The sequence below is a fragment of the Pacificibacter maritimus genome (assembly GCF_003814915.1).
Classification (GTDB): Bacteria; Pseudomonadota; Alphaproteobacteria; order Rhodobacterales; family Rhodobacteraceae; genus Celeribacter; species Celeribacter maritimus.
Genome location: NZ_RKQK01000004.1, coordinates 1 through 25,043, shown reverse-complemented (window position 1 = coordinate 25,043; position 25,043 = coordinate 1). Strand labels below are relative to the sequence as shown.

The 25,043-nt window shown below is 49.8% G+C and carries 29 protein-coding genes and 1 pseudogene; 14 read left to right on the top strand and 16 right to left on the bottom strand.

The window, feature by feature from the left end; translation table 11 throughout:
* The first annotated feature begins 143 nt into the window (after positions 1–143).
* From EDD53_RS11645 to EDD53_RS11630, 4 genes are all read left to right on the top strand, one after another.
* Complete coding sequence (locus EDD53_RS11645) at positions 144–1,454, top strand: flagellin (protein ID WP_123793446.1); 1,311 nt, start codon at positions 144–146, stop codon at positions 1,452–1,454.
* A 92-nt stretch (positions 1,455–1,546) separates the two neighbouring features.
* Complete coding sequence (flaF, locus tag EDD53_RS11640; protein ID WP_246002375.1) at positions 1,547–1,924, top strand: flagellar biosynthesis regulator FlaF; 378 nt, start codon at positions 1,547–1,549, stop codon at positions 1,922–1,924.
* Positions 1,921–2,328, top strand: a complete 408-nt coding sequence (gene flbT, locus EDD53_RS11635) for a flagellar biosynthesis repressor FlbT (RefSeq protein WP_123793445.1) — start codon at positions 1,921–1,923, stop codon at positions 2,326–2,328. Before flaF ends, flbT begins: the two co-directional genes overlap by 4 nt.
* Positions 2,325–3,122, top strand: coding sequence for a DUF1217 domain-containing protein (locus EDD53_RS11630; RefSeq protein WP_123793444.1), 798 nt, complete (start codon positions 2,325–2,327; stop codon positions 3,120–3,122). The genes flbT and EDD53_RS11630 overlap by 4 nt, the downstream gene beginning before the upstream one ends.
* A gap of 143 nt (positions 3,123–3,265) precedes the next feature.
* Here EDD53_RS11630 and EDD53_RS11625 read toward each other — a convergent pair.
* The 6 genes and pseudogenes from EDD53_RS11625 to EDD53_RS11600 form a co-directional block, all read right to left on the bottom strand.
* A pseudogene (locus tag EDD53_RS11625) lies at positions 3,266–3,460 on the bottom strand (hypothetical protein); the annotation flags it as partial.
* 527 nt (positions 3,461–3,987) lie between these two features.
* Complete coding sequence (locus EDD53_RS11620) at positions 3,988–6,264, bottom strand: hypothetical protein (RefSeq protein ID WP_123793443.1); 2,277 nt, start codon at positions 6,262–6,264, stop codon at positions 3,988–3,990.
* On the bottom strand, positions 6,261–7,130 hold the full coding sequence (gene motA / locus EDD53_RS11615) for a flagellar motor stator protein MotA (RefSeq protein ID WP_123793442.1): 870 nt from the start codon (positions 7,128–7,130) through the stop codon (positions 6,261–6,263). Before motA ends, EDD53_RS11620 begins: the two co-directional genes overlap by 4 nt.
* A gap of 70 nt (positions 7,131–7,200) precedes the next feature.
* On the bottom strand, positions 7,201–7,803 hold the full coding sequence (locus EDD53_RS11610) for a MotE family protein (RefSeq protein ID WP_123793441.1): 603 nt from the start codon (positions 7,801–7,803) through the stop codon (positions 7,201–7,203).
* Positions 7,804–7,811: 8 nt separating this feature from the next.
* Positions 7,812–8,213, bottom strand: a complete 402-nt coding sequence (locus EDD53_RS11605) for a hypothetical protein (RefSeq protein ID WP_123793440.1) — start codon at positions 8,211–8,213, stop codon at positions 7,812–7,814.
* Between the two features lie 9 nt (positions 8,214–8,222).
* Complete coding sequence (locus tag EDD53_RS11600) at positions 8,223–8,735, bottom strand: flagellar basal body-associated FliL family protein (protein ID WP_425464065.1); 513 nt, start codon at positions 8,733–8,735, stop codon at positions 8,223–8,225.
* Positions 8,736–8,851: 116 nt separating this feature from the next.
* Here EDD53_RS11600 and fliF point away from each other — a divergent pair, with 116 nt between their 5' ends.
* The 8 genes from fliF (at position 8,852) to EDD53_RS11560 (ending at position 16,612) form a co-directional block, all read left to right on the top strand.
* Positions 8,852–10,510 carry a flagellar basal-body MS-ring/collar protein FliF gene (gene fliF / locus EDD53_RS11595; protein WP_123793438.1) on the top strand — a complete coding sequence of 553 codons (1,659 nt, stop codon included), beginning with the start codon at positions 8,852–8,854 and terminating at the stop codon, positions 10,508–10,510.
* The gene (locus EDD53_RS11590; protein ID WP_123793437.1) at positions 10,510–11,136 is read left to right on the top strand and encodes a FliH/SctL family protein; all 627 of its coding nucleotides are present in this window, start codon (positions 10,510–10,512) and stop codon (positions 11,134–11,136) included. Before fliF ends, EDD53_RS11590 begins: the two co-directional genes overlap by 1 nt.
* A complete protein-coding gene (locus EDD53_RS11585) occupies positions 11,129–11,413 on the top strand; it encodes a FliM/FliN family flagellar motor switch protein (protein ID WP_123793436.1) in 285 nt (94 codons plus the stop codon). The genes EDD53_RS11590 and EDD53_RS11585 overlap by 8 nt, the downstream gene beginning before the upstream one ends.
* A gap of 44 nt (positions 11,414–11,457) precedes the next feature.
* On the top strand, positions 11,458–12,153 hold the full coding sequence (gene fliP / locus EDD53_RS11580; protein WP_123793922.1) for a flagellar type III secretion system pore protein FliP: 696 nt from the start codon (positions 11,458–11,460) through the stop codon (positions 12,151–12,153).
* Positions 12,154–12,305: 152 nt separating this feature from the next.
* Positions 12,306–14,390 carry a flagellar biosynthesis protein FlhA gene (flhA, locus tag EDD53_RS11575; protein ID WP_123793435.1) on the top strand — a complete coding sequence of 695 codons (2,085 nt, stop codon included), beginning with the start codon at positions 12,306–12,308 and terminating at the stop codon, positions 14,388–14,390.
* The gene (locus EDD53_RS11570; RefSeq protein WP_123793434.1) at positions 14,387–15,163 is read left to right on the top strand and encodes a flagellar biosynthetic protein FliR; all 777 of its coding nucleotides are present in this window, start codon (positions 14,387–14,389) and stop codon (positions 15,161–15,163) included. Before flhA ends, EDD53_RS11570 begins: the two co-directional genes overlap by 4 nt.
* On the top strand, positions 15,163–16,254 hold the full coding sequence (locus EDD53_RS11565; protein ID WP_123793433.1) for an EscU/YscU/HrcU family type III secretion system export apparatus switch protein: 1,092 nt from the start codon (positions 15,163–15,165) through the stop codon (positions 16,252–16,254). The genes EDD53_RS11570 and EDD53_RS11565 overlap by 1 nt, the downstream gene beginning before the upstream one ends.
* Before the next feature lies 1 nt (position 16,255).
* Positions 16,256–16,612 (top strand): hypothetical protein, encoded by a 357-nt coding sequence (locus EDD53_RS11560; RefSeq protein WP_123793432.1) that lies wholly within the window; start codon positions 16,256–16,258, stop codon positions 16,610–16,612.
* Positions 16,613–16,699: 87 nt separating this feature from the next.
* Here the strand turns inward: EDD53_RS11560 and EDD53_RS11555 are convergent, their stop codons facing one another.
* The 9 genes from EDD53_RS11555 to EDD53_RS11515 are packed head-to-tail and all read right to left on the bottom strand — an operon-like array spanning position 16,700 to position 21,277.
* A complete protein-coding gene (locus EDD53_RS11555) occupies positions 16,700–17,206 on the bottom strand; it encodes a flagellar basal body-associated FliL family protein (RefSeq protein ID WP_123793431.1) in 507 nt (168 codons plus the stop codon).
* Between the two features lie 15 nt (positions 17,207–17,221).
* Positions 17,222–17,947 (bottom strand): flagellar basal body L-ring protein FlgH, encoded by a 726-nt coding sequence (gene flgH, locus EDD53_RS11550; RefSeq protein ID WP_123793430.1) that lies wholly within the window; start codon positions 17,945–17,947, stop codon positions 17,222–17,224.
* A 14-nt stretch (positions 17,948–17,961) separates the two neighbouring features.
* Positions 17,962–18,399, bottom strand: coding sequence for a flagellar basal body P-ring formation chaperone FlgA (flgA, locus tag EDD53_RS11545; RefSeq protein ID WP_123793429.1), 438 nt, complete (start codon positions 18,397–18,399; stop codon positions 17,962–17,964).
* Complete coding sequence (gene flgG, locus EDD53_RS11540) at positions 18,396–19,181, bottom strand: flagellar basal-body rod protein FlgG (RefSeq protein ID WP_123793428.1); 786 nt, start codon at positions 19,179–19,181, stop codon at positions 18,396–18,398. Before flgG ends, flgA begins: the two co-directional genes overlap by 4 nt.
* Positions 19,182–19,193: 12 nt before the next feature.
* Positions 19,194–19,910 carry a flagellar hook-basal body complex protein gene (locus EDD53_RS11535; RefSeq protein WP_123793427.1) on the bottom strand — a complete coding sequence of 239 codons (717 nt, stop codon included), beginning with the start codon at positions 19,908–19,910 and terminating at the stop codon, positions 19,194–19,196.
* Positions 19,910–20,176 (bottom strand): flagellar biosynthetic protein FliQ, encoded by a 267-nt coding sequence (locus EDD53_RS11530; protein WP_123793426.1) that lies wholly within the window; start codon positions 20,174–20,176, stop codon positions 19,910–19,912. The genes EDD53_RS11535 and EDD53_RS11530 overlap by 1 nt, the downstream gene beginning before the upstream one ends.
* A 2-nt stretch (positions 20,177–20,178) precedes the next feature.
* A complete protein-coding gene (gene fliE / locus EDD53_RS11525) occupies positions 20,179–20,472 on the bottom strand; it encodes a flagellar hook-basal body complex protein FliE (protein WP_123793425.1) in 294 nt (97 codons plus the stop codon).
* Positions 20,473–20,484: 12 nt separating this feature from the next.
* Positions 20,485–20,877, bottom strand: coding sequence for a flagellar basal body rod protein FlgC (flgC, locus tag EDD53_RS11520; protein WP_123793424.1), 393 nt, complete (start codon positions 20,875–20,877; stop codon positions 20,485–20,487).
* A gap of 13 nt (positions 20,878–20,890) precedes the next feature.
* Complete coding sequence (locus EDD53_RS11515) at positions 20,891–21,277, bottom strand: FlgB family protein (protein WP_123793423.1); 387 nt, start codon at positions 21,275–21,277, stop codon at positions 20,891–20,893.
* A gap of 80 nt (positions 21,278–21,357) precedes the next feature.
* Here EDD53_RS11515 and EDD53_RS11510 point away from each other — a divergent pair, with 80 nt between their 5' ends.
* Positions 21,358–22,680 carry a FliI/YscN family ATPase gene (locus EDD53_RS11510; RefSeq protein ID WP_123793422.1) on the top strand — a complete coding sequence of 441 codons (1,323 nt, stop codon included), beginning with the start codon at positions 21,358–21,360 and terminating at the stop codon, positions 22,678–22,680.
* A 27-nt stretch (positions 22,681–22,707) separates the two neighbouring features.
* Here EDD53_RS11510 and EDD53_RS14870 read toward each other — a convergent pair whose 3' ends face one another.
* Positions 22,708–22,854 carry a hypothetical protein gene (locus tag EDD53_RS14870; protein ID WP_170162750.1) on the bottom strand — a complete coding sequence of 49 codons (147 nt, stop codon included), beginning with the start codon at positions 22,852–22,854 and terminating at the stop codon, positions 22,708–22,710.
* A gap of 38 nt (positions 22,855–22,892) precedes the next feature.
* On the opposite strand from EDD53_RS14870, the gene EDD53_RS11505 reads away from it, so the two are divergent.
* Positions 22,893–25,043 (top strand): calcium-binding protein (locus EDD53_RS11505; RefSeq protein ID WP_148087111.1); only part of this gene is annotated, 2,151 nt, incomplete at its 3' end.

The window sequence follows — 25,043 nt, the reverse complement described above, 5'->3', positions numbered from 1 at the left end:
GTGCATCCCGAGGGGGTGGCGCGGGCAACCGGAAACGGTTTTCTCGTATTTAGTCAGAATGACAAACCTGAAACCGTCCGATGAGACGGATCACGTAAATCATGTGGCGTAAAAAGCGCCCTTAGACCAAAGGAACATATTCTATGTCCAGCATTCTGACCAACAATGGCGCAATGGTTGCGCTTCAAACACTTAAGTCAATCAACAGCGAACTTGGTGACACGCAAAGTGCTATTTCGACAGGTAAGTCTGTTGCATCAGCAAAAGACAACGCATCTGTTTGGGCCATTTCAAAAGTGATGGAATCTGATGTCAAAGGATTCAAGGGCATCTCGGATAGCCTTTCACTTGGTGAATCTACACTTGCAGTAGCAGCGAGTGCGTCAGAAACAATCACCGACCTTCTAACTGACATTAAAGGTAAAATTGTTGCCGCTCAGGAAGAAAACGTAGATCGCGAGAAAATTCAAACAGATATTACCGCACTCACAGATCAAATTAAATCTGTTGTTGGCGCCGCTCAGTTCAACGGATTGAATCTGATCGATGGTACATCTGAAGACGATATGAAGGTCCTGTCATCATTAGACCGCAGTGCTGATGGTACGGTTACACCGTCACATATTTCAGTCGGACGCCAAAGCTTGTCAGTCACCACATCTGCCGATGCTCAAACCTTTGGTACTACGGATGCTGCCGATACGGCCGAAGCACAATCTTTCATGTCTGGTACTCAGGCAACGCTTCACGATGACGCAGCCTATGACACAAGCACAAATATGACGTCGGTTGCCGATGGCGCGGATGAAGCTGTGACAATCGAAGCTGTCGCAGAAGGTGTAAGTTACGAAATTCAACTCAACGACATTGCAATTAATGTTGTTGGCGGCGGCACTGCAACTGGTGATCGTACATTCCAATATGTTGCGGGCGCGGACGACAGTGTTGAAGATGTTGCTCGGAATTTGTCTAATCAAATCAGTAGCTTTTTTGAAGCGGCAACGGATTCTGGTAGCTATTCCGTTTCGCTCGATAGTGGCGAAATCACAATCGCAAATGACTCCGGCGATCCGATGTTTGTCAGTCAACGTGTGCAAACCGGTGGTACTGCAGGTACTTCCGCCTCGTCAGGTGGCCTCGGCGCTCTTCAAACTATTGATGTAACAACCGATTCGGGTGCAACAGGCGCATTGGCTGCGATTGACGACCTTATCACACAATCCATCGATGCAGCTGCCGCATTTGGTTCCGCACAGGGTCGTATCGAGACCCAGTCGACATTCGTCGATAACTTGACGGACTCCCTGAAGGCAGGCATCGGCTCAATGGTTGATGCTGACATGGAAGAAACTTCCGCACGACTTCAGGCGCTTCAAGTTCAACAACAACTCGGGGTCCAGTCGCTATCGATCGCGAACCAAGCCCCTCAAACAATCTTATCGCTCTTCCGTTAAGAGCAATATTCTGGGCGCGATAAAATGCGCGCCCAGACACTCACGCAGTAAAAACTGCGTTTTAGATTTCATTGTCACCGGAAGGATCCGACGTGAACGCTTTCAATATGGCCCGAACGGCCTACAGCTCTACATCTGCGCCAATTCGTACCGCTCGCGGTACGGAGTATGCAGCTTTCGCAAGAATTACACACCAATTGAGTGCCTCTGCAAAAACGAAGAAAACAACTTACGCTGCCTTTGTTCAAGCTCTTCACAACAACAGGATGCTCTGGACACTACTTGCAGGCGACGTCGCTTCGGCAGACAATCAATTACCCAAAGAGTTGCGTGCTCAAATATTTTATTTGGCTGAATTTACCCAAAAACATACATCGGACATTCTGAACGGCAAAGCTGACGAAGTGCCTCTTATCGATATAAACACGTCAATAATGCGTGGATTGCGCCAGGAGGGAGACTCGGTATGAGTGGACTTGTTTTAAAGTTGGGCCCGAAGGAACGCGTATTGATCAATGGTGCGGTAATTGAGAATGGCGAGCGTCGTTCTAGGCTTTCAGTAGTTACCCCGAACGCCAATATTTTAAGATTGCGCGATGCAATCCATCCTGAAGACGTGAATACTCCAGTGCGGCGAGTGTGTTATATCGCTCAACTGGTTTTGTCTGGCGACGCCAACCCCGAAGATGCCTATTTTCAAATTTTGCGTGGCATCGAACAGCTAAGTCAAGTTCTTACTGATCATGACAGCAGGGCGCTGTTGTGCGACGCGACTGATGCTATCCAAGACAAGCAATTCTATCAAGCACTCAAGTCACTGCGAAGCTTATTGCCACGAGAAGACAGGTTGCTGTCGGCTGCGAGGCCACAATGACTTTTCAACCTATCGTTCCGTTGAGTGGGTATGCAGGTTGGAGCTTTCTCAATAGAACGATGGATGTACAAAAGGCTGCCTTTAATGAGGCAGCCTCAGTGCAACGTGCTACCGATTACTTTAGAGAGAATATTGGAGCAGTTGCGTCTGCGGATGACTTGATGTCCGATAGGCGATTGCTGTCAGTCGCCCTTGGGGCGTTTGGTCTTGAGGAAGATATCAATAACACATTTTTCGTCCAGAAGGTATTGGAAGACGGAATAGTTGATGACGATGCGCTTGCGAATAAGCTCTCCGATAAAAGGTATTTCGAATTCTCAAAAGCCTTCGGTTTTGGTGATTTCGACACCCCGAATACGGAATTAAGCACTTTTCCCGATGAAATAATTACAAAATATCAAGATACCCAGTTTGAAATCGCCGTTGGTGAGCAAGATGAAACGATGCGATTGGCGCTAAACTTGGATCGTGAGCTAATCGAAATCGCAAACACCCAAACTTCGGACAACGGCCTGTGGTATGGTGTGATGGGAAATAGTGCCGTGAGAAGCGTCTTTGAAACGGCTCTTGGCCTTCCTAGTTCCGTAGGTAGCTTGGACTTAGATCAGCAGCTCTCTGAGTTTCGAGATAAAACAAGTCGCTACTTTGATGACAGCGAAGTGTCACAGTTCGCAGATAAGTCAAAGCGAGAAGAGCTTGTAAGGTTGTTTTTGGTACGTAGCGAAGTGGCAGCAGGTAGTGTTGGAGCGTCGCCATTGGAAAATGCTTTATCTCTTCTATCTGGCTTCGCATAAGGCTTTCGATTAATTGAAGTCAAATCGTGCAGGTAAAACTATTATCTTTCAGAGGTTTATAAACTGAGCGTGTAAGCCTAGACAGGATGGAGCAGATGCAAAATAATAGACCTGTCGCGCTTTGGTGCCGCCCAAGTGCTCGTTTAAGCCACCTTGCGTTCGAAAGCGACCGGTCTTTTCCAACCCAATGCTGAGTGTCGGCAGCGCAGATTGTAGAAGCCGTTTATGTATTTCGCTGCACGGCGCTCGTTTGGTTGAAAATTATGAGAGTGGACGATTGCCGTCTCAGCCTTCCTGCGGGTGTCCCATGAATTGCGCCAGATCAGCTCTGTCTTGATCTCTGCCTGGCAGCAGAAGCTTGCATCACCAAGAGGCATTTCTGGTTCGGCGCAATGTTGAATTTGTGATCGTGGTCCGCCTCTCGGCAGATTGCTTTGCAATCGCCTGCGGGCGATGGTGGTGACTTTGTGTTTACAGATTCTGACGAGGGACATACCGTTCTGGCGCAGTGAGACAGGTTCTGAAAACGATCTGGGGGATCGTTTTCCTGTCAAACGCGGCCAACCCAGCGATGTTCGGCGTCCAAGCCGATTTCCTTCAGATCTTCCGCCATCCGTGGCCTGCCACTCTCGGGACCTTTGCTACGGAAATACCCTGCCGTGCAGTGCATGGTTCGTCTACTTTGTTGCAGTAAATGCTATCAACGGAGCGGCATCAAACCGCGACGGGTCCATAATAACTCGCCTGGATTATTGCCAAGTCTACCATGTTCAACCCGATCTTTATTATTGATGGATGTTGCAACGATAGTTTGTGCAACTATCAAGACATCAATAGATTTCATCTGGAAAAGTGGCTCTCAGTATTATTGGTTCAACAGCGAACCAAAACGTTCGCGCGCAATTCGACTGCGATCTAGCAGTGTATCAGCACCTGCGAGTGTTGGCTGAAATGCGATTTCATTTGGTTCGAGCTGACCAGCACTGAGAAAACTTGCAACTTCCGACCACTGGGTGTCCTCCTGCTGCGACAGTGGCTCCCAGTCCTCCGCTAAAAAAAGTGCTGCATTCGTTAAGTCTGCCTGATCGCCACGCGCAAACTCTTTTGCGGCTAACCTAGGTTGTTTCATGTGCAGGTAAATTTCACCTCGTAATCGATTGGCGCGCGGTTCATCTATATGCATCAGATAAGCCAGCGCACTGTCCAAATCACCCTTGTTTCTATGGATATCCGCCAGTAAAATCTTTGCTCGATTGCTCGGCGGACTTTCAAATTTTCCAAATTCCGCTGCTAGATCTACAAACCCCAACCCCATCAAGCGATCAGCTAAGGTTAACTTTGTCTCGTCAGACAAAAGGGCGGCAGCATCGGCTGATAAAACTGATATAGCTTGCTTCACAAATTCAAGGTCATCGCTTGATGAGGCAACACCAGCAGATGCACTGTTGAGGAGGCGCTGAAACTCGTTCGATTCAACTATTGTTCTGTTCGTGCCCTTTAGTAAAGCTTGTAGCGCTAAATCAGGACGGTTTGAGTGAATTCTTGCATCAATCGATGCCCGTATCAGTTGTGCTTCTAACGGAGTGTTTCTGTGCTCGATAGCCAGTATTTCAGCATTTTCAGCCACTTTTGGGTCGATTGTATGCAGTGATTCTTTTTGCACATCAATCGAGCGAATGAGCGCTAGTGCGGCTTCAGGACCATCGTGCGATACGATCGTGTCGAGTATCTCCACGGCGTTGGTAGAGTTTCCGTCTGCGATCATCATTTCGGCATTCAAAAAGTCGAGGGCATCATTTGATTGATCTGCAACTCTTAAGATTGCGTTTTGAACGAGCTCAGCAGCTGTCACATAACCAGAAGCGAGGAATTTCTCAGAAATTCTAGGTCCTAGGTGCTTACGTAAGTGCAGCGGCAAGCCTGAGAAATATGCTATAATTGAATCGAGTTGCTGATCGGTGACAGGTGGCAGTTTTTCACGGGAAATTACGGACCAAAATGCAGAGGGGCCGTCACAGTCGACTTGCGTCTTGAACGCAGAAGTCTCAACGCTGGACACACCATCCATTACCTCTGCAATTTTTCTTAAAGCTGCCTCGTCTTTGAGTGGCAAACCATATGCATCGAGTGCAGCTTTCGCTTCTGCACCAAAAGTGAGGAATAAGTAATACTTCACTAGGGCCTCAACACCTTGCGGTGAAGGTTGATCAAATTCACCCAATGTTTGGCTTCGATATGCTGCGATCTGCAAGCCCTCGTTCAGCGGTTGGCCCCAGTCTTGAATATCTAAGGCGTGAGAAGCGAAACAATTTTCTTCAGAAAGGTTGATAGTCTGTGAGGCGACGGGTTTCCTGTCGCGGTCAACAGCAGTTTGAATGCGAATGTGAGTATCATCTGTTCGACGTGCTGCGCCAGATGTTAAAGCTGTGTCGGCACTCTCATCTGATGCAGGAGTTTGTGTGAGTTTCTCAACCTCGGCGACGACACTCTCGGTATCTGGTAAGTCTGCGTCTAACAGATCTTGGGAAACAGCACGGCTTATTTGGTCGAATAGGCGCTTTTCCATTTCTGAGACACGCGGGTTTGGCGTGTCTGACAGCGCGTCGAGGCGCCAGACATGTTGTTGCGCTACTATCGGAATGTCGATGGGGGTTGTGGGGCTGATCATAGCTTGCGTCGGCACAGGAGGCGTCAAATTAACCTCAGTATCAACGAGCTGGGCAGTTGTCTTTTCCACAGTGAAGCGAGACTGATCAAAAGGTTGTTCAAATCTTGAGTTTTTCTGGGCAGTTCCATCTTTGATATCGAGAACAACGTGATTGTCGCGTAGATCGAAGGCATCAAGGAAAAAACGGTTGTCTGTTGAAATGAATAGCGCACCATCCCCCAAGTCCTGAACATCAAAAATTCTGTCTTTCGTTATAAAATCAAATACTTGATCTAATTTATACTGAATTTCACCCTCGTTCGGCTTGAAGATATACCCGCCTTCGACTGTACCTGCGCTCCAGTTGGTCGGACGCGGTAGTTGCAAAACGAGACGTGAGAAATCTTCATGATCGCCCGATACAACTTGCACAGGCTCAGCCCATGAAGGGATCGCAAGTAGGGTGCAGAATATGATGAATAAGTTGCGAATCATGCTGCGTCTGACTTCACGTCTTTGAGGGCCTCTTCCAAATCCGAAAAACTCGGCCTGTAATGGCCTGGCGTATTTTGCCGCCCAACTTCAATACAAATATTTGTTGCATGATTGTGAAGGTTGGCCACGAGAACCTCGCGGATAAGTTGATAAAAATGCGCATCTTCTTCGATGACGGTTTTCATTTTTGCGGCGAAAGGCCCTGCAAAACCATAGGCAAGAAATACGCCAAGAAATGTCCCAACAAGCGCACCACCGATCATTTTGCCGAGGATTTCAGGTGGTTGATCGATAGAGGCCATCGTCTTGATGACCCCCAGAACCGCAGCCACGATGCCCAATGCCGGCAACCCGTCGCCAATTGCGGCCATGGCATGGGAAGAGTGAAGGGCGTGATGTAGATTCGCTTCCATCCGTTTTTCAAGAACTTCCTCAACTTGATGAGGATCATCGTAATTCATCGACGCCGAGCGTAAGGTATCACATGTCAGCGCGATCGCTTCTTTGTCGGCTAGAATTTTGGGATACTTCGTAAAAATTGATGAGTTTTCAGGAGCTTCAATGTGTTCTTCCAAGCCAACGGGATTTTGACGTGCTAGGCGAATCAGTTCGAATAGCAGGCACAAAAGATCTTTGTAGTCAGTGGGCTGCCACTTAGGACCCTTGAAGACTTTACCCATGTCTTTCAAGGTGTGTTTAATGCCAGCCATGTCGTTTGAAATTGTAAACGCACCAGCCGCAGCGCCGCCAATCATCATAAATTCAAAGGGAAGGGCTTTCAAAATAAGCCCCATTTTCCCCCCTGCAGCAATATAGCCGCCAAAAACCATTACAAAAATGATTAAAATGCCCACGATTCCGATCATTGCGCTTTATCCCAAACTACAAATTTCACTGAAAGCATCCTCGCACATCAGGCTTAACAATTAACTCACGCTAGTCGCTTGGTGCGTTTGCGTTACGCCCTGCAAGCAAAACTGATATTGTATAGGCTGTTTCTGGTTTCAGGCCCGCCAACAAAGAGGCAGCAGCATCGGGGCGCATTCGACCTAAAAAACCAGCCGCAAAATCGGGTGACATTTGCTCAAAAAGAGCAGCGGCATCTTTGGGTTTCATGTTTTCGTAAACCGCCGTCAGCTTGTCCAAGTCATCTTTTGAGGCTGTGCTGGCGCTCGCCATCGTAGCAGCAAGTTTTTCCTCTGCTTGTTGTAAGGCGACCAAGTTTTTGTCAAACTCGATGCGAGCCAACTCTAAGGCTTTCATCTTTTGTGTTAGCATAGTTTCTGTTTCAAGAACTGCCGCCTCGCGCTTTTTCAAACTTTGAAATAGGGTCGTCATTTGCCCTTCGGGCATGCATTCCGCTGTCGTGTTCAATGATTGGCTTTCAGTTTCTTTGGCGAAGTTTGCAACTTCTTTCGCAATTGCTGCACCAGTGCCTGACATCAATCGTACACCTGCTGACAACACGAAAATGGCTGAAATGATTAACAAAGCGCCACGCCCAGAGCGCTTGGGTTTCTTCGTTTTAGGGATTTTCATGGAATTCGTCATTCTGCTGCCTCGACACGTGAACGGCGGCTAAGGAAAGGGGCAACAACATGGGCTGCGTCATTTGGAGTGGTCTTCGGGGAGGTTTGCGAATCCAATGGTTGCGTTTGGGGGGGCTGCGGCAGGTCATGCATTGATGCCATGAGCAGCTCCAATCTTTTTGCTGCGTCTTCCGAGCGTTCGGTCAGGCTTTTTAAATTTTCGCCAGATGCGATAGCTGTCGACTGTGCTTTTAGAAGCATTTTGGACAGGTCATCTACCTGAGCCGACAGCACTGCAATTGCACCGCCTACACCCTTTTCAAGATCTGTGAACCTGCTCAGCCGTTTCGCAAGAACAATACAATAGATGGCAACTGAAAATGTACCAGCGAGCATCAATATATCTGCAATTAATTCCATTTTCGCCTCCTAGTTTATAACAAATTCCATGATCAACACGTCTCGAATACGCTCTTCACCCGCAACAATTTGCAATCGACGTAGCATTTGACTGCGCAGTTTTACGAGCGCCGCGGGAGCCTCAAAATCGGTGACATCTAGCGCCCTTAAATATCCGTTGAGGACGTCCACGATGCGCGGCAACAAGGATAAAACTTCTTCCTCATAAAGCGACGGGACTTCGATCTGCGCATGAAACCTCAGGTGACGGTTGCCTGCAGAAGGGCTTGCCAAATTTATGATGAGTGGGTCGATTGCGACAAATGCGACGTCAGGCAGGGGGTCGACCGGATCCGTCGTCAGTTCAGCGAGCTCAGCTTCTGTCGGTTCTGCAGGTGGCGATAGTATAAGTCCGGAGTAGACAGCAAAAAATCCCCCTCCGCCTAATAAGAGCATCAATACAAGACCGATGATCAGCGGGAGTTTAGACTTTTTCTTTGGTTCGTTTTCAATTGGTTCTTCGTCGGCCATCGGTTCATCCATCAATTTCTTTGACGATTCCGTTTTAACCTGAAGGAAGCTAACCGATTATTAAGGCTGTTCGATCATTCCTTAAGTAACGACGCGGGCAGAAGCCCATACATCTAAGGAGAGACGTCTTGCAGCAGGTCCTATCTGTCTGGTTAAATCTAGATCCCAAACGCAGAATTATTGTGATTGCGGCGACACTTTTCATGTTTGCGTCCGTTATAGGCGTCTCTCGAATCGCAACAGCACCGTCGATGACGCTTCTCTATTCTGGGCTTGATTCGAGTGCTGCGGGAGAGGTGGTTCAGGCCTTGGAAGCACGTGGAGTTGTCTACGAGATTCGCGGCGGATCAATTTTTGTCGCAAATACACAGCGCGATGAGTTGCGGATGACCCTCGCGTCTGACGGATTACCAGCAAATTCCACCAGCGGGTATGAGTTGCTAGATTCGCTCACGGGTTTTGGTACAACATCGCAGATGTTCGATGCAGCGTATTGGCGGGCTAAAGAAGGGGAATTGGCGCGTACCATAGTGTCGTCAGCACAAATTCAATCGGCCCGTGTCCATATCGCAAACCCATCTGCGCAACCGTTTAAGCGTCAGATAGCCGCAACTGCATCTGTGACGGTTGTTGCAAACTCAGGAAATGTTTCATCAGCACGCGCAAAGGCGTTGCGGTATCTGGTGGCATCCGCAGTCGCGGGTCTTGCGCCCGAAGATGTGTCGGTCATTGATGGAAAAAACGGCGTCGTTGTGTCGGGTGATGAAATAGATACGGGGGGCGCACAGGGTACAGATCGTGAAAAAGAGTTGCGCCAAAGTATTGAGCGTCTTCTTGAGGCGCGCGTGGGCGTTGGTCGTGCAATCGTTGAGGTTTCTGTTGAACACGAAACAGATCACGAATCGATCGTTGAAACAAAGTTCGACCCCGATAGCCGTGTTGCGATCAGCTCTGAAACCGAAGAAAGCACAACATCCTCCACCGATTCTCGTGGAAGCTCTGTTACCGTGGCATCGAACTTGCCGGATGGGGATGGTGCGTCAAATGGCGATTCGAGTTCCAACAATAGCGAAGTCAGAGAGCGCGTGAACTATGAGGTGTCCGAAGTTCGTCGCGAATTTCAACGGGGACCGGGCGCGATTAAACGCCTCACTGTCGCAGTGCTGGTTGATGGGTTGCGCAGCGAAAATCCAGACACCCAAGAGGTAACATGGGCTGCGCGGGATGAGTCTGAATTAGAGGCTCTGCGTGAACTCGTGGCCTCAACGGTTGGCTTTAACGAAGAACGCGGAGATATGATCACAATTAAAACAATGGAGTTTCAGCCCATTGTGGTCGAAGGCACTGTGGTTCAAAGCAGCTTACTTTCGGTGAGTGACCTAGATCTTATGACGCTGCTACAGCTCGCAATTCTTGCTGCGGTGACAGTGGTCCTGGGCCTATTTGTGGTACGTCCTATTTTGGCAACTTCCAGTGTTGCCTTGCCTGCGCCGTCCGCAGAATTGCCAGCCCCCCAAGCCAATCAAACGCCGAATACGTCACAAGCAATTCCCGTTGCGGAACTACCTGATATGGGCGGGGGAGCTCCTGCTTTAAACGGCGAAATCGAAACTGGAGATTTCGCACTTCCGACCCTTGGTGTGGTGTCTGATTTTGATTTCGGAGAGGATGACTTTGGGGTTTCCGCAGACCCAGTTAAGCGCCTCAAACAGCTCATTGAAGACCGTCAGGATGAAACCGTCGAAATTCTCCGTGGCTGGATGGAAGACAGAGAGGAGAATGCGTAATGAAATCGCTTTTCCCGCTTGAAGACTTCGGTGCCCCTAAAAAACGCACTCAAGTGTCGAAGCCCACACCCGCTCTGGTCGAACCAAAAGGACCAACGCCTGCTGAAATCGAAGCCGATAGAATGGCTTCCTATGAACAGGGGTATAAAGCAGGTTGGGATGATGCCGCGCAATCGCAGGCGGCTGACCAAAAAAACATTGGCGCAATGTTTGCGCGCAATTTGCAGGAACTTAGTTTTACATTTCATGAAGCTAAGTCGCAAGTTATGACCACCCTCGAACCATTGTTGACGGAAATAACATCAAAGGTTTTGCCACAACTTGTTGCCAAAACCTTAGGCCAAACGATCCTTGAAGAGCTGATGGTCTTTGCCGAACACGCTGCAGATGCACCCATTCAAATCGTGATTGCTCCATCTGGGCGTGCGGCTCTTGATGATCTCATTGACACTTCCTTAACCATTCCTGTGGAAATCCTAGAAGAACAAACCTTAACAGACGGGCAAGTTTATCTCCGTATGGGAGAGCAGGAAAAGAAAATAGATATGGATGGCGCAATCGAACGGATCGAAAAGGCCATAGAATCTGTATATTTACTCAATCAAGAGGCCATGAAGCATGGATGATACTCAGGGGCTTGAAGACAGCCAAAAGAACCCTTTCACACAAGTTCCGATTGAGATCACAATCTCTGTCGGGCGCGCGCGCCCTTTGATTAAGGATTTGCTAAAGCTGCAAAGCGATAGCGTACTCGCGCTCGATAAACGTATTGATGACCCCGTGGAACTCTACATCGGCGATAAGCTTATTGCGCGTGGCGAGTTGCAAGAGCTGGACGGCTCAAGTGACGGTCAACTTGCCGTAAAGCTTACCGAGGTCGCGGACCTCAAGAACGGGTTGTAAAATTGAAACCTCATTTGGCCCTTTTTGTCTTTATTTCATTAACCATGTTTTTCACATCTCCGGTCTTAGCGCAGGATATGTCGATCACATTTGGGGATGGCGGTTCTTTGGCCAACCGGTCCATCCAATTTATGTTGCTCATCACTGTATTAAGTCTGGTGCCTGGGCTTGCAGTAATGGTCACGTGCTTTCCCTTCATCGTCACTGTCTTGTCGATATTGCGGCAGGCTTTGGGGCTTCAGCAAGCACCGCCAAACATGTTGATCGTCAGTTTAGCGCTTTTTTTGACCTATTTTGTTATGGAGCCAGTGTTCGATCAAAGTTGGGTCAGCGGTGTTGAGCCATTGATCAATGGGGATATCGATGTCGAAGCTGCCTTTCCTTTGGCGATGGAACCTTTCAGAGGGTTTATGGCGAATAGAATCGATCCCACAACATTCAGTCACCTTGCGGATCTACGCCCCGATTTCGATGCTCTAAACACTGTGACGGAAGATGCGCCTCTGTCTATTCTGATTCCATCTTTTCTCTTGTCAGAAATCGAACGAGCGTTCCAGATTGGCTTTCTGGTCTTTCTTCCCTTCCTTGTCATAGATCTTGTCGTTGCCGCGATTTTGATGTCGATGGGCATGATGATGGTTCCGCCCGCCGTGGTCTCTATGCCATTCAAACTTGCGTTCTTCGTTGTGTCTGATGGTTGGGCATTGATCTCAAGCGCTTTGGTTCGCAGTTATTTTTAAACTGGCCATGGGTCTAAAATCAGACAATTTTCATAAACCTAGTCACACTTTGTAAACCATATTTCCGCTAGTCTGTTCTAGAAAACAAGAGAAATACGGTGTCACATGTCGCACGATTTTATCACAATCTGTTGGTCTGAATTGGGCTGCATATGAACCTATCTTTGCAGTCGATTTTCCGCCCAACAATCCTGCTCGCACTCGCTTTAATGGCTGTCATTGTCATGATGGTTTTGCCCGTTCCTGCTTGGGTACTGGATATCGGTTTAGCTGCCAGTTTTGCGCTGGCCATTCTAATTTTCACAGTGACGCTTTTCATCGACCGCCCTTTGGATTTTTCAGTTTTCCCCACCGTACTTCTGGCCAGCTTGATGCTGCGTCTCTCACTCAACGTATCCTCGACCAAGCTTATCATCGGGCAAGGGCACACTGGCACAAGCGCTGCTGGAAATGTTATCGAAGGCTTCGCCAGTTTTGTGATGGGGGGGTCGGTCCTTTTGGGGCTGGTTGTCTTTATCGTCCTGCTGATTGTGAACTTCATGGTTATCACCAAAGGCGCTGGTCGCATGGCCGAAGTTGGTGCGCGATTTGCGCTTGATGGAATGCCTGGTAAACAACTCGCGATCGATGCTGATATGTCAGCGGGCGCGATTTCTCATGAGGAAGCAAAAGAACGCCGAGAACGTGAACTCGCTGAAACGACCTTTTTTGGCTCTCTTGATGGCGCCTCAAAGTTTGTGAAAGGCGATGCTGTTGCAGGCCTTTTGATCACCTTGATGAACATTGTGATGGGTCTTGTGATCGGTATCGCCGTTCATGGGATGCCTGCTGGGCAAGCTTTTGAAACCTATGCTATTTTGACCGTTGGTGATGGGCTTGTCAGTCAGATTCCTTCCGTCATTATTTCAATAGCTGCGGCTCTTCTTTTGGCAAAAGGGGGGGCAAGCGGGTCCGCCGATTTGGCGCTGTTCAAACAGCTTGGCCGCTATCCCCCCGCGCTGTTTACTGTCGGGATCTTGATGGCCCTCTTTGCCTTTGTGCCAGGCCTGCCTTTTATGCCCTTTATCGTAGGGGCAATCGCATTGGGCGGCGCCGGTTGGTACGTGGCTAAAAATGCGCATGAGGAAAGCAAAGATGCAGAAGCCGCTGTCGCTGATACACCAGAAGAAATCAAAGAATCCTTGGGTGATATACTCGATTTAGATGACATTCATGTTGAGTTTGCGCCTGATCTGGTGGCGATGGTTCTTGATCCGCAGACGGGGCTTGATGCGCGTATTTCGAACATGCGAAATCACGTCGCCACCGTTTTTGGCCTCATTTTACCCGAAATCCGCCTAACCGATGATCCAAGTTTGCCAAGCGGTACTTATCTTGTGCGCATTCAAGGCGTTGAACAGGCGCGTGATCAACTGAAACCAGATCTAGCTTTGGCGTTACTATCAGGTGACACAATCGGTTTGCCAAGCGGTGAGGATGTGAAAGAGCCCGTTTATGGCGCGCCTGCACGCTGGATTTCCGACGATCAAAAAGAAGAAATGGCATTGATGGGCTGTACAGTTGTGTCCCCCACTGAGGTGCTGGCAACGCATTTGCTTGAGGTGATCAAGCGTAACTTCCAAAGACTTCTGACAATGCGCACATTGCGGCGTCTATTGGATGAAATGACCAATCTGACCGATCAAGCCCGTGCGGAAACCAATCGCAAACTGCTCGACGAACTCATCCCCGATAAAGTTCCACTGGATTTATTGCTGTCTATCTTACGGCTCTTGTTGGAAGAGCGCGTTTCAATCCGCAACATGTCGCTTATCTTAGAGGCCACCGCCGAAGCACGTGGCGCACATGCGACACCTGAATCTGTATGTGAACACGTTCGCCATCGGCTTGGGTTTCAGCTTATTTCTGAGATCAAGCGCGCTGATGGCACATTGCCCCTTTTGCAGCTTGCTCCCGAGTGGGAAGAGAAATTTGCCACCTACCAAATTGATGGGGATCGAGGGCAATCAGATGTGGCACTGCCACCTTCTGATTTTAACAAACTGGCAAAATCTATGGCCGATAAAATCGCCAAAGCTGGCGAAACTGGGATTTATCCAGCCATTGTCACTTCGACTCGGCGCAGACGGTTTTTGAAAACCGTTTTGGCCGCGCAAGGCATTCAAAATCCCGTCTTTTCATTCGAAGAAATAGGCACAGAAGCACGGCCGTCATTGGTTGGATTGGTCCCAGCATGATCGATCTTTTGCCAGCAGCGCTTGGATTATCCCAGCAGGCCTTGCTGCTAGGTTTCGTCGTGTTCTTACGCGTGGGCGCCATGATGGCCGTTCTTCCTGCCTTTGGCGAACGCAGTATTCCGCAGCGAGTTCGCTTGGCGTTAACACTGTGTTTCACGATCGTCGTAACACCAGCGGTTGCTGATTTTATTGCTCCGTTTTCTGTGCAAAGCGGGGCGATGGGGCGTGCGATTGCGACAGAAGTTTTAGCGGGGCTTGCGATTGGAATTGTTCTACGATTGTTTGTGATGATCCTTGAAATCGCCGGCACGATCATTGCGCAATCTACGTCACTTTCTCAGATGTTTGGCGGTGGCGCCGTTGAGGCGCAGCCTGTGGTGGGCCACCTTTTGTTGGTGGGTGGCTTGGCTTTGGCGGCTATGTTGGATCTTCATGTTCGTGTCGTCGAAATCATCATAATGTCGTATGATTTCATACCTGTTGGTACATTCATTGGCGGTGCCACCCTGTCGGATTGGGGCTTGCAACATATCCGTTCGGGCTTTGCGATGGCCTTTTCTCTGTCCGCACCCTTTGTCATTGCTTCTTTGGTTTACAACGTCGCGCTCGGCGTCATTAACCGCGCCATGCCGCAACTCATGGTCGCGATGGTTGGAGCGCCTGCTATTACATTGGGCGGTATGGCACTCATGATGATTACTTTGCCCCTGTTGCTTCAAATTTGGCAACATGGGTTTGACGTTTTGCTTATGAATCCCTTTGGAGCGAGGTGATGTCACAGGGTGAAGAGGACGACGATAAGCAATACGAGCCGTCGCAAAAGAAACTCGATGATGCGCGTAAAAAGGGCGAAATACCCCAATCAGTCGATTTGGTGACATCCGCCGCCTATATGGGGTTCATTGGCGTTGCAGCAGTTTTTGGCGGTGGATCATTGATCCAACTGGGCACAGCCTTGCAATCATTTTTAGAAAAATCAGATACGCTCTCCACTGAATGGTTTTCAGGATCAGGTACCGTTTTGGGGGGCGGAGCGATGCAAGCGGTTTTTGCGGCTTTGCTGCCCTGGTTTACTCTGCCAGCGCTCGCAGCGATCTTAGTTATTATTGCCACCAAGTCATTGGTTTTCGCGCCGAGTAAAATTGAGCCAAAGCTAAATAAAATTTCGATCATCTCTAACGCCAAAAACAAATATGGCCGCAAAGGATTGTTTGAGTTTGCCAAAAGCTTTTTCAAGCTGTCGGTATATTCAATCGTGCTTGGGGTCTATTTGGTGCAAAAAGTCCCTGATATTTTGGCAACAATGTCACTTAGTCCGGGAATGGTGACAGTGATGCTACTTGAGCTATGTTTGGGGTTCATGCTGATCGTTTTGGTGATTTCGATGACGATCGGAGGGGTAGACTATATGTTTCAATACAGCGAACATATCCGCAAACACCGTATGTCGCGCAAAGAGCTGACGGATGAGTCGAAAGATCAAGAAGGTGATCCGCACTTCAAACAGAAAAGGCGTCAACGCGCTCAGGAAATTGCCCTCAGTCAGATGTTGGGTGATGTTCCCAAGGCGGATGTGATCGTGGTCAACCCGACCCATTACGCTGTTGCGCTGAAATGGGATCGTATGCGTGGCGGTGCACCGATTTGTGTTGCCAAGGGTGTTGATGATGTCGCAGCCAAAATTCGCGAGATCGCGAATGAAAATTCTGTACCTATTCACCGTGACCCGCCAACCGCGCGCGCGCTTTATGCGACGATTGAAATTGGTGCAGAAATTTGGCCTGAACACTACAAAGCTGTGGCGGCCTCTGTGCGTTTTGCCGAAACGATGCGCGCCAAAATGAAAAACCGATTTGGAGCGTAAAATGAGTGACCTCGCTAAAAAAGTGATGCAGCTCCAGCACTTGGCTGAACTGAAGTTGAATATGGAATTGTCTCACCTTCAGGCTATCACGGCGCAACGCGATGCGCCGCTTCAGGTGATCGAGGCGATCAATGCGGAAAAGAAAGCCATTCAGACCGCAGCCTTAGATGATAATGATTTCACGCATGCTACCTTGTCTGGCGTTGATCAAAACTGGGCAAAGTGGGCGCAGGTGCAACAAAAAACCGCGATGGAAAACATGGCGCGCATTGCGCAAAAGCGTGAAAGCCAACTGCAGATTGCAAGACAGGCCTTCGGCCGAGTAGATGCGCTAAAAGCTTTGGCAAACAAAGAATAACCCCACCGCGGCAAGCGCACTGCCTTGACATGGTGGGGTTAGCATGGTGCTAGACTTCTGCTGCCTCAAACGATGACGCGTTGGACGCTAGTCAACATCTTGTCGAACGATATCAATAATCAAAACGTCATATACGTCAGTGCCAATCGTTTTTTGTGCGACTTCCGTTAGGGCATTTCGAAGCGATTTCATCGTGCGACTGTCCGTGAAAGACCCTTTAAAGCCACCCGTGTTCGCGTGATCAAAAAGCACTTGCAAAAAGGCATCCCGAAGTTTGGGTTCGCGCGCATAAATCAATTCACGCGTGCCGGTTTTTGCTTCGATGTTCAGTGACAAAACCACCATTGCGGTCACGCGCCCCTCATCCAAATCAGGGACGATGAATTGATTGTTGAGCTTGACGTACTCAAAGGCGGGAACACCGTTTTCATCAATGGCCTCAGGTGGGTCTTCTTCGACATGAGCCACATTGGGGTCAACGTCACCGCAAGGATCAATTGACACCACCTCGGGATCTGGGCGCAGCGCCATGCCACCGCCAACTCCAGCGCCAAGACCAATGAGGGCCAGTAAAATAGGAAAGAGTTTCTTCATCTGAATGGCCTTGTGTTAGAACGGCAATACGATGTCGGCAATTTGCTGACCATATCTTGGTTGTTGCATCTGTGTGATCTGGCCACGCCCACCATAAGAAATTCGCGCACTGGCGATTTTTTCGTAGGTGATTTCATTTTGGCGCGAAATATCTTCTGGGCGGACATAGCCCTCGACCAAAAGTTCACGAATTTCAAAATTTACACGGACCTCTTGAGACCCTTGAATGTGCAAAACCCCATTGGGCAAGACATCCAGAATCGTTGCCGCGACCATTAATTCTAGTTTCTCATTGCGACTGACTGAACCATTTCCAGACGAAGTCGAGCTACCACTTGCGCTGATCATTTCAGACATTGATGCGCCTTCAGGCAAGGTCGCATTAATTCGTTGTGGAATGCCCAAAAGCGAAGGTATGCCCGCCGTTTCGGTGCCAGAACGCCCGCGCGAAGATGTATTTGAAAACTCAGCACTGTCATCAATTTCAATCACGACCGTCAAAATATCGCCACGCTCGATTGCACGGCGATCCCCCAACAAAGATTGACGTGAGGCATTCCAAAGTGATGCACCGTCAAGTGGAGTGGTTTCTTCGATGCGCTCAGGCAGGGGCGGGGTCAACATCGCGGCGGTTTCCGCGGAGGTTGTAACAGGCGTAAACTCTGGCAGCCGGCCAACCTCACTTAGGTCAGAACATCCAGAGGCCAAAATAACGAACGGAATAAAGTAAAAACTGCGCATGATTATGCCCTTGATTAAGATTGTGGAAGATTGCCGACGTAAACCGACCCATCTGCTGCGACGATTCCTGATACGGTGGATTTGGATGTAAGGTTCATGACTCTGACCAAATCACCTGGACCTGCGCGCCCCAATGCGCGTGCGTCTGCATAGATTGAAAGAGATCCTGTCAGGTAAACCAACTTCACGATTTGATTGCGCTCAATGATGGCCGCAGCCCCAACATCGCCAGCCATCACAGGGCGCCCTGCGTAGATTGCGACGCGAGCCTCTAGCCCGATGGCTTCATCAATTGACACCAACGATCCAGCGACATCGCCTTGGGCGACAGAAACATCTGCGGCTGACAAAACGGTCTGGGCGCGAATGGTGCGATTTGCAATCAACACATCTGCGAAAACGATGTTTGGGCATAGGCAGATGAGCAAAGATATAATGGCTAAATATTTCATCGGATTTGTGTCGTTGCTGATAGCATTTGGTCAGCCGCAGTGATGACTTTGGCGTTCAATTCATATCCGCGCTGCGCTTCGATCAGTTCGGTCACTTCGCGCACGGCATCTACGCTGCTGTCTTCAAGATATCCTTGACGTAGGGTGCCAGTACCGTCCAGTCCCGGCTCATTGACAAATGCAGGGCCAGAGGCAGGGGATTCCAAAAATAGGTTTGATCCTATGGCTTCTAACCCTTTGGCATTCGTGAAGTTCGCAAGTGAAAATTGCCCCAGCAATTGCGGTTCTACCTGATCGTTGAAGTAGGCGTAGACTTCGCCTTGCGCGTTGATGGAAATGGATCGCGCGTCATCTGGGATGACCACACCTGGCACGACCCCATATCCATCAGAGGTCACGATCAAACCATCTGCTGACCGTTTCAAAGCCCCGTCACGTGTGTAGGCCGATTGACCCGATGGCAACGTCACTTCCAAGTAGCCCTTGCCTTCGATCGCAAGGTCAAGATCGCCGCCCGTGGCCGAAAGTGACCCTTGGGCCAGTTGGATGGTGACGGAAGATGGGCGTACACCTAGACCAAGCTGAACACCTGTTGGCAAAACCGTGCCATCAGATGAATTGATTGTGCCTGGACGGGTCATTTGTTGATAGTGAAGATCGGCAAATTCGGCGCGCCTTGCGTTATAACCTGTGGTGTTCATATTCGCGAGGTTTTGCGAAATCGTTTCCACACGCATCTGTTGGGCGCTCATTCCTGTCGCGGCGATTTTTAAGGCTCGCATAGCATAATCTCCTTATCGACCAAGGGTTGAAAGAACCGAGCGGATGCGCTCGTCTTCTTTTTCGACAAATTTTTGACTGAGCTCATAGGCGTGCTGCACTTCGATCATTCGCGTGATTTCCGTCACGGCATTGACATTCGAATTCTCGACATAGCCTTGCAAAATCACAGCATCTTCGACGGGCTCCACGCCACCATCCGTCATAAATCGTACCCCGTTGGTGCGATCCATGCTGGTAGGATCACTGGGCAGATAAAGCCCGATCTGTGTAAGGGGGCGCCCATCGGCTGAAAGCGTGCCATCGGAGGACACCGACACATTTCGCGCATCGGGTGGAATAAAAATAGCGGCACCGCCATTGTCTAACAGCCGGTATCCATCGTGTGTTACCAGCTCGCTGGCCTCATTGGGCGTAAAGGCCCCTGCGCGTGTCAGCGCTTCGCCTTCTGGGGTTTCGATTAAAAAGAATCCATCACCTTCGATGGCAAAGTCAAATGCGCCACCTGTTGAGGTCAACGGACCTTGGCTGTTGTTTGTGTGGCGTACGTTGCCTTCTGCCATCGACAGTGATTCTTCCCCGACTTCCAAAGCAGAAATATGTTCGGAAAAGATCAGGCCTTCTTTGCGAAACCCAGTGGTGGAACTGTTGGCAATATTATTGGCGATCGTGGTCATTTCTCGGTTCAGACCAGACATACGCGTTAAGGCTGTGTATCCAATACTGTCCATTACATGCCTCCGATTAGGGGAATGAGTTGATCAACAAAAAAAGCTGAAAGTGTTTCAGTCATGAACCCCATGGTCATCCAGAACACGATCAAGATTGCCGCAAGTTTCGGCACAAAGGTGAGCGTCATTTCTTGGATACTGGTGAGCGCTTGCACCAAACCGATGCTGACCCCCGCCAGCAAAGCGACCACCAGAATCGGTGTGGAGATCACCACAGAAATCCAAAGCGCTTGTCGCAGGGTGTCATAAAAAATTAGATCGTCCATTGTTATACAGGCATCCGAAGAATTTCTTGATAGGCTTCAACAACCTTATCACGGACCGATACAGCGGCCTCGACTGCCAATTCGGTTTGGGCAAGGGCCTGAACCAAAGCTTGGCTATCAGCGTTACCAGTCATAGCTGCCTGTGCGATGGATTCGCTTTGCTGAAAGGTGTCAGTAAAGCTTTGCGCCGCTTGGGCTATTTTGCTCTGACCTTGGCCTTCTGTATCGGGCTTGGGGGCTGTTGCAGGACGCGTTGTGGCATAGCCCATTGCGGCGGTTGCTGATCGGATATCCATTCTGGTCTCCTATTATCTACGTAGAAGGTCGAGCAATGACGTCGACATTTGTCGCGCTTGATCGAACATTTTAAGATTTGCCTCATAGCTGCGCTGCGCTTCGCGCGCGTCAGCTATTTCGACCATGATTTCGACATTTGATCCGCTGTAATAGCCGTCCTCAGCGGCCAGCGGGTGGCCTGGATCAAACACCTTTTTGACGGGCGTTTGGTCCAATTCCACAGGGCCGCTTTGTACCGCGCCTGTCTTTTTCCCCTGTTCCATGATCTGTTCAAAGGCTGCCGTTTTTCGTTGGTAGCCCGGCGTATCGGCATTGGCGATATTTTCAGACACATGGCGCAAACGGCTGGCTTGCGCTGCCATACCTGAGGCTGACAGAGATAAAATATTGAAAAGATCACTCATGCTATCGCTCCTATCAACGGCCCAAAGATGTTCTGAGAATGTTCATTGAACTTTTGTAAACTGACATCGCGAGATCATGTTGATGACGCACTTCCGTGGCCTTCATCATCTCGGTTTCTAACGCGACCGTATTGCCGTTGGGCGAACTTGGGTCTGCGGCGTCTATCTGTGTAATGAATGTGTTTTCTGGGGTGGCCCCGCTCAAGTGACCCGCCCGCGATGCTTTCATCGACGACTGCGATTGCGCACCCTGATAGGTCTCTTGAAAAGAGGCAATGTCTTGCGCTCGATACTCTGGAGTATCGGCATTCGCGATATTCTTCGCGATAACTTCTTGGCGTGAGCTGGCGTGTTTTGCCAAGCCGCTGGCCATTTGAAAAATGTCCAAATTCTGGAACATCGGGGCTTCTCCCTCGATTTGTGTCAATCAAGGATTAACCCTGATTCCTTTATAAAGAGTTGTCGAAGGCAGAGGGATTTATGCAAAGCATCGGGTTTGATATCTTAAAAGCTGAAATCTCAGCGTTAAAAGCGGTCCAAAACATGGGTCGGGTTATTCAAGTCGCAGGTGGCGTGTTAACCGTAAGCGGTCTCAGTCAAGTTGCGGCCTCTGGCGATATGGTCGAGATTCGCCACAACAATAGTGTGCGGCTTGGCGAGGTTCTAAAGCTCGATCGACAAACCATCACCGTGCTGCCCGATGGTGGCGCTGATGGCATGTCGATTGGCGACCAAGTCACTCACATTGGAAACAATGAAGTCGCGCCACATGATAATTGGATCGGTCGCGTCATCGACCCTTTTGGCAATGCGCTTGATGGTGCCCCCATTTTTCGCGGTAAAACATCTCGCCCCCTACGTGGAACTCCTATTAGCCCGACTGACCGACGCAGGTTGGGCGAACGGTTGGAAACAGGGCTCGCCGTTTTCAATACGCTTTTGCCCATCGTGCGCGGCCAACGCATTGGTTTGTTTGCGGGCTCAGGTGTGGGAAAATCCACATTGCTTGCAAAGCTCGCAACAGGGCTTCACACAGATGTTGTCGTGATTGCCATGATCGGCGAACGCGGGCGCGAGGTACGTGAATTTGTCGAACGTGTTCTTGGCCCAGAAGGCATGAAGCGCGCAGTCGTCGTCGCCGCCACATCAGATCAATCGCCCCTTGTGCGTCGCAGATGCGCATGGACCGCTATGTCCGTTGCCGAACATTTTCGCGATAGTGGTCGCCAAGTTTTATTCTTGGCCGATTCCGTGACCCGATTTGCAGAAGCCCACCGCGAAGTCGCGATCGCAATGGGTGAAGCTGGCAATCTGCGGGGCTATCCGCCGTCCACCTCGCATTTGATCACAAGTCTATGCGAACGCGCTGGGCCAGGCGTGGGAGATGCAGGCGACATAACGGCCGTCTTTTCAGTGCTTGTTGCTGGCTCTGATATGGAAGAACCCGTGGCAGATATTCTGCGCGGGGTGCTGGATGGCCACGTGGTGCTAGATCGCAAAATCGCCGAACGCGGGCGTTTCCCTGCGATTGACTTGCTCAGATCGGTGTCTCGCGCTTTGCCCGATGCTGCAACGCCTGACGAAAACGCGGCTCTTAGCAAAGCGCGTCGGTTGTTGGGGGCCTATGACCGATCTGAAATGATGATTCAGGCGGGGTTATATTCCGCAGGATCAGATGCGACGATCGACGAAGCGATTGCGTGTTGGCCCAAACTAGATGCCTTTTTGGCGGAGCCAGAATTGAATTCAACCAATGACAGTTTTAAGCGCTTGCAGCAGTGCTTTGATCGCGGTGCAAAATAGGCCGCACAGGCGTGGTCTGCGAACAGCCTAGGGGGATTTCGCAGCACGGCGTGGCAGCATAATGACAAGCTCATATTGAGACGACGTTTTTTCGATAAATTTTAAAGTTTCGGATTGGAAATACATGCCTTGGTTTTGCCCGATTCCAGCAAACCAAAGATAAGATTTTAGCACCAAAGTCTCCTTGCGATTGAGGGCTCGGAGATTTGGCCATGGGATACCTAAACTACTTTGCAGAACATGCATTCGAACTCGGCCTCTTGGGGACCGATGTTCGTGACATGGTGACACGCGAAGTTGATGGGGAAACCTTCCTATATACAACAACATCCCTATCGGGCGGCGTCACATCATACAGGGTGAATGAAGACGGCCTTCCCGAACTTATCGACCTAGAAGAATTTTCAGGGGCCTCTAGGTTACCCGTGATGCATGAAGTTGAGATCGTGACCATCAATGGGTCACAGTTTCTAATTGTGGGGTCAGATAGCGCACATGAAATGACAGGGTATCGTTTGGCTGATGATGGCAGCATCGGTCGGCGCCACAATGTCGATTGGGGCCCCGTAGATGATGGTGCCGCGCATATCGAATTTATGACGATTTCTGGCCACACTTTTGTAGCAACCGCAAGTGAACATGGCTCTGGAATTTCCATTTTCGAGCTGACAGAAAGCGGTACAGAACTTACCTATGAGATCGCCAATCACGGCCAAACCATTCTGTCGACGGTTGCTGCGATGGAAAGTGTTGTCATTGATGGACAAACTTATCTCGTTACCGCCTCGACATCCCAAAACGAAATTCAAACGTTCCGTGTTTCTTCCTCTGGAACCTTGTCTGAAACAGATGCAATCGGAGCGGATAGCGGTCTTGGGATTAACGCTCCCACGGCGATGGAAATCGTCAATGTCGGCGCGCAGACCTATGCGATTGTTGCCTCTTCCGTATCCGATAGTCTTTCCGTTGTGCGCGTTGACGCCGGTGGACAATTGGTGCCGACGGACCATGTCTTAGACAATCTTCACACGCGTTTCGATAATATCGGCGAGATGGCAGTTTTTGACGCAGATGGCCAAATTTATATCCTTGCGTCAGGCACGGATGATGGCATCAGTTTGCTCACCTTGCTTCCTAATGGGCGCCTTCAGCATATTGAATCCGTCGCGTGGGATGGCTCGAACGGCCTCAACAGCATTTCTTCGATTGAAGTCGTTGATCTGGGCAGCTCCCTTCAGGTGTTCATTGCATCTGGTACAGGCGACGGGCTGTTTCAATTTGATTTTGATGTCTCTCAAATAGGTCAAAGCCTCACAGGAACACATGCCGACAATACACTTCAAGGCACCGCACAAGCAGATGTCCTAAGTGGCGACGAGGGCAATGACACGCTGTTCGGCAATGCTGGGAATGATATTCTTGTTGATGATTGGGGCGCAGATGTTTTTTGGGGTGGCTCTGGTATGGACACCTTTGTCATGCGCCCTGACGATGGAAGTATAGACACAATTATGGATTTCGAGCGCGGCCTTGATCGCTTGGATTTCAATAATTTTGGTATGCTGTATTCGGTGCAGCAAATCACTGTGGTGCCGACCAGCGCGGGCGCACGGGTCTCGTTTCGCGATGAAGTCTTTTATATTCATTCAACAGATGGCTATTCCTTGAATTCGTCCGATCTTTTCGCTGAAAGTTTCTTAGGTCCTGATCGTCCATTTCTCATGGTTGAAACGGAACTGCACGGCACCGAACTCATCGATAATCTTATCGGCGGTGACAGTGCTGACACGATCTACGGATATGCTGACGATGATTTCATCTATGGCGGCCATGGCAATGATACGATTGTGGGTGGCATCGGAGCAGATGAATTAGACGCGGGTAATGGGAATGATCGCCTTGACGGCGAGGGCGGTGATGACATCCTAAACGGCGGTGCTGGTAATGACGTTCTGAATGGTGGAGATGGCGATGATAGGCTGATTGGGGGGGCAGGTTCTGATGTATTAGACGGGGGCGATGGCACCGATACGGCATATTATTTCGGCGCCACAGCTGGCTTGCGGGCTGACATCATGATCTCGGGCGCCAATACCGGGGATGCGGCTGGTGATACGTATCGCTCTATCGAAAATCTGTTCGGATCTGCTTACGACGATGTTTTAATTGGCAACGATGAAAGCAACACGATATGGGGGTCAAATGGCAATGACAGTCTCTACGGTCGTAGTGGCGATGACACGCTTATTGGCGGCGCAGGATTGGACGCCCTCAATGGCGGGAATGGCAACGACACGCTGATCGGCGGCGCGGGTGCGGATGCTTTGGTCGGTGGCGCAGGCACAGATCGCGCGCAATATACA

What these genes read in the sequence shown, in the direction of transcription:
- EDD53_RS11600 (WP_425464065.1), bottom strand. Translation starts at nt 8,735, where the DNA reads ATGGATGAACCGATGGCCGACGAAGAACCAATTGAAAACGAACCAAAG.
- EDD53_RS11610 (WP_123793441.1), bottom strand. Translation starts at nt 7,803, where the DNA reads ATGAAAATCCCTAAAACGAAGAAACCCAAGCGCTCTGGGCGTGGCGCT.
- flgA (WP_123793429.1), bottom strand. Translation starts at nt 18,399, where the DNA reads ATGAAATATTTAGCCATTATATCTTTGCTCATCTGCCTATGCCCAAAC.
- EDD53_RS11645 (WP_123793446.1), top strand. Translation starts at nt 144, where the DNA reads ATGTCCAGCATTCTGACCAACAATGGCGCAATGGTTGCGCTTCAAACA.
- EDD53_RS11630 (WP_123793444.1), top strand. Translation starts at nt 2,325, where the DNA reads ATGACTTTTCAACCTATCGTTCCGTTGAGTGGGTATGCAGGTTGGAGC.
- EDD53_RS11590 (WP_123793437.1), top strand. Translation starts at nt 10,510, where the DNA reads ATGAAATCGCTTTTCCCGCTTGAAGACTTCGGTGCCCCTAAAAAACGC.
- flbT (WP_123793445.1), top strand. Translation starts at nt 1,921, where the DNA reads ATGAGTGGACTTGTTTTAAAGTTGGGCCCGAAGGAACGCGTATTGATC.
- EDD53_RS11515 (WP_123793423.1), bottom strand. Translation starts at nt 21,277, where the DNA reads ATGTTCCAGAATTTGGACATTTTTCAAATGGCCAGCGGCTTGGCAAAA.
- EDD53_RS11585 (WP_123793436.1), top strand. Translation starts at nt 11,129, where the DNA reads ATGGATGATACTCAGGGGCTTGAAGACAGCCAAAAGAACCCTTTCACA.
- flgH (WP_123793430.1), bottom strand. Translation starts at nt 17,947, where the DNA reads ATGCGCAGTTTTTACTTTATTCCGTTCGTTATTTTGGCCTCTGGATGT.
- EDD53_RS11605 (WP_123793440.1), bottom strand. Translation starts at nt 8,213, where the DNA reads ATGGAATTAATTGCAGATATATTGATGCTCGCTGGTACATTTTCAGTT.
- fliE (WP_123793425.1), bottom strand. Translation starts at nt 20,472, where the DNA reads ATGGATATCCGATCAGCAACCGCCGCAATGGGCTATGCCACAACGCGT.
- EDD53_RS11570 (WP_123793434.1), top strand. Translation starts at nt 14,387, where the DNA reads ATGATCGATCTTTTGCCAGCAGCGCTTGGATTATCCCAGCAGGCCTTG.
- flgG (WP_123793428.1), bottom strand. Translation starts at nt 19,181, where the DNA reads ATGCGAGCCTTAAAAATCGCCGCGACAGGAATGAGCGCCCAACAGATG.
- flhA (WP_123793435.1), top strand. Translation starts at nt 12,306, where the DNA reads ATGAACCTATCTTTGCAGTCGATTTTCCGCCCAACAATCCTGCTCGCA.
- EDD53_RS11560 (WP_123793432.1), top strand. Translation starts at nt 16,256, where the DNA reads ATGAGTGACCTCGCTAAAAAAGTGATGCAGCTCCAGCACTTGGCTGAA.
- EDD53_RS11530 (WP_123793426.1), bottom strand. Translation starts at nt 20,176, where the DNA reads ATGGACGATCTAATTTTTTATGACACCCTGCGACAAGCGCTTTGGATT.
- fliP (WP_123793922.1), top strand. Translation starts at nt 11,458, where the DNA reads ATGTTTTTCACATCTCCGGTCTTAGCGCAGGATATGTCGATCACATTT.
- EDD53_RS11510 (WP_123793422.1), top strand. Translation starts at nt 21,358, where the DNA reads ATGCAAAGCATCGGGTTTGATATCTTAAAAGCTGAAATCTCAGCGTTA.
- motA (WP_123793442.1), bottom strand. Translation starts at nt 7,130, where the DNA reads ATGATCGGAATCGTGGGCATTTTAATCATTTTTGTAATGGTTTTTGGC.
- EDD53_RS11620 (WP_123793443.1), bottom strand. Translation starts at nt 6,264, where the DNA reads ATGATTCGCAACTTATTCATCATATTCTGCACCCTACTTGCGATCCCT.
- EDD53_RS11565 (WP_123793433.1), top strand. Translation starts at nt 15,163, where the DNA reads ATGTCACAGGGTGAAGAGGACGACGATAAGCAATACGAGCCGTCGCAA.
- flgC (WP_123793424.1), bottom strand. Translation starts at nt 20,877, where the DNA reads ATGAGTGATCTTTTCAATATTTTATCTCTGTCAGCCTCAGGTATGGCA.
- EDD53_RS11555 (WP_123793431.1), bottom strand. Translation starts at nt 17,206, where the DNA reads ATGAAGAAACTCTTTCCTATTTTACTGGCCCTCATTGGTCTTGGCGCT.
- EDD53_RS11535 (WP_123793427.1), bottom strand. Translation starts at nt 19,910, where the DNA reads ATGGACAGTATTGGATACACAGCCTTAACGCGTATGTCTGGTCTGAAC.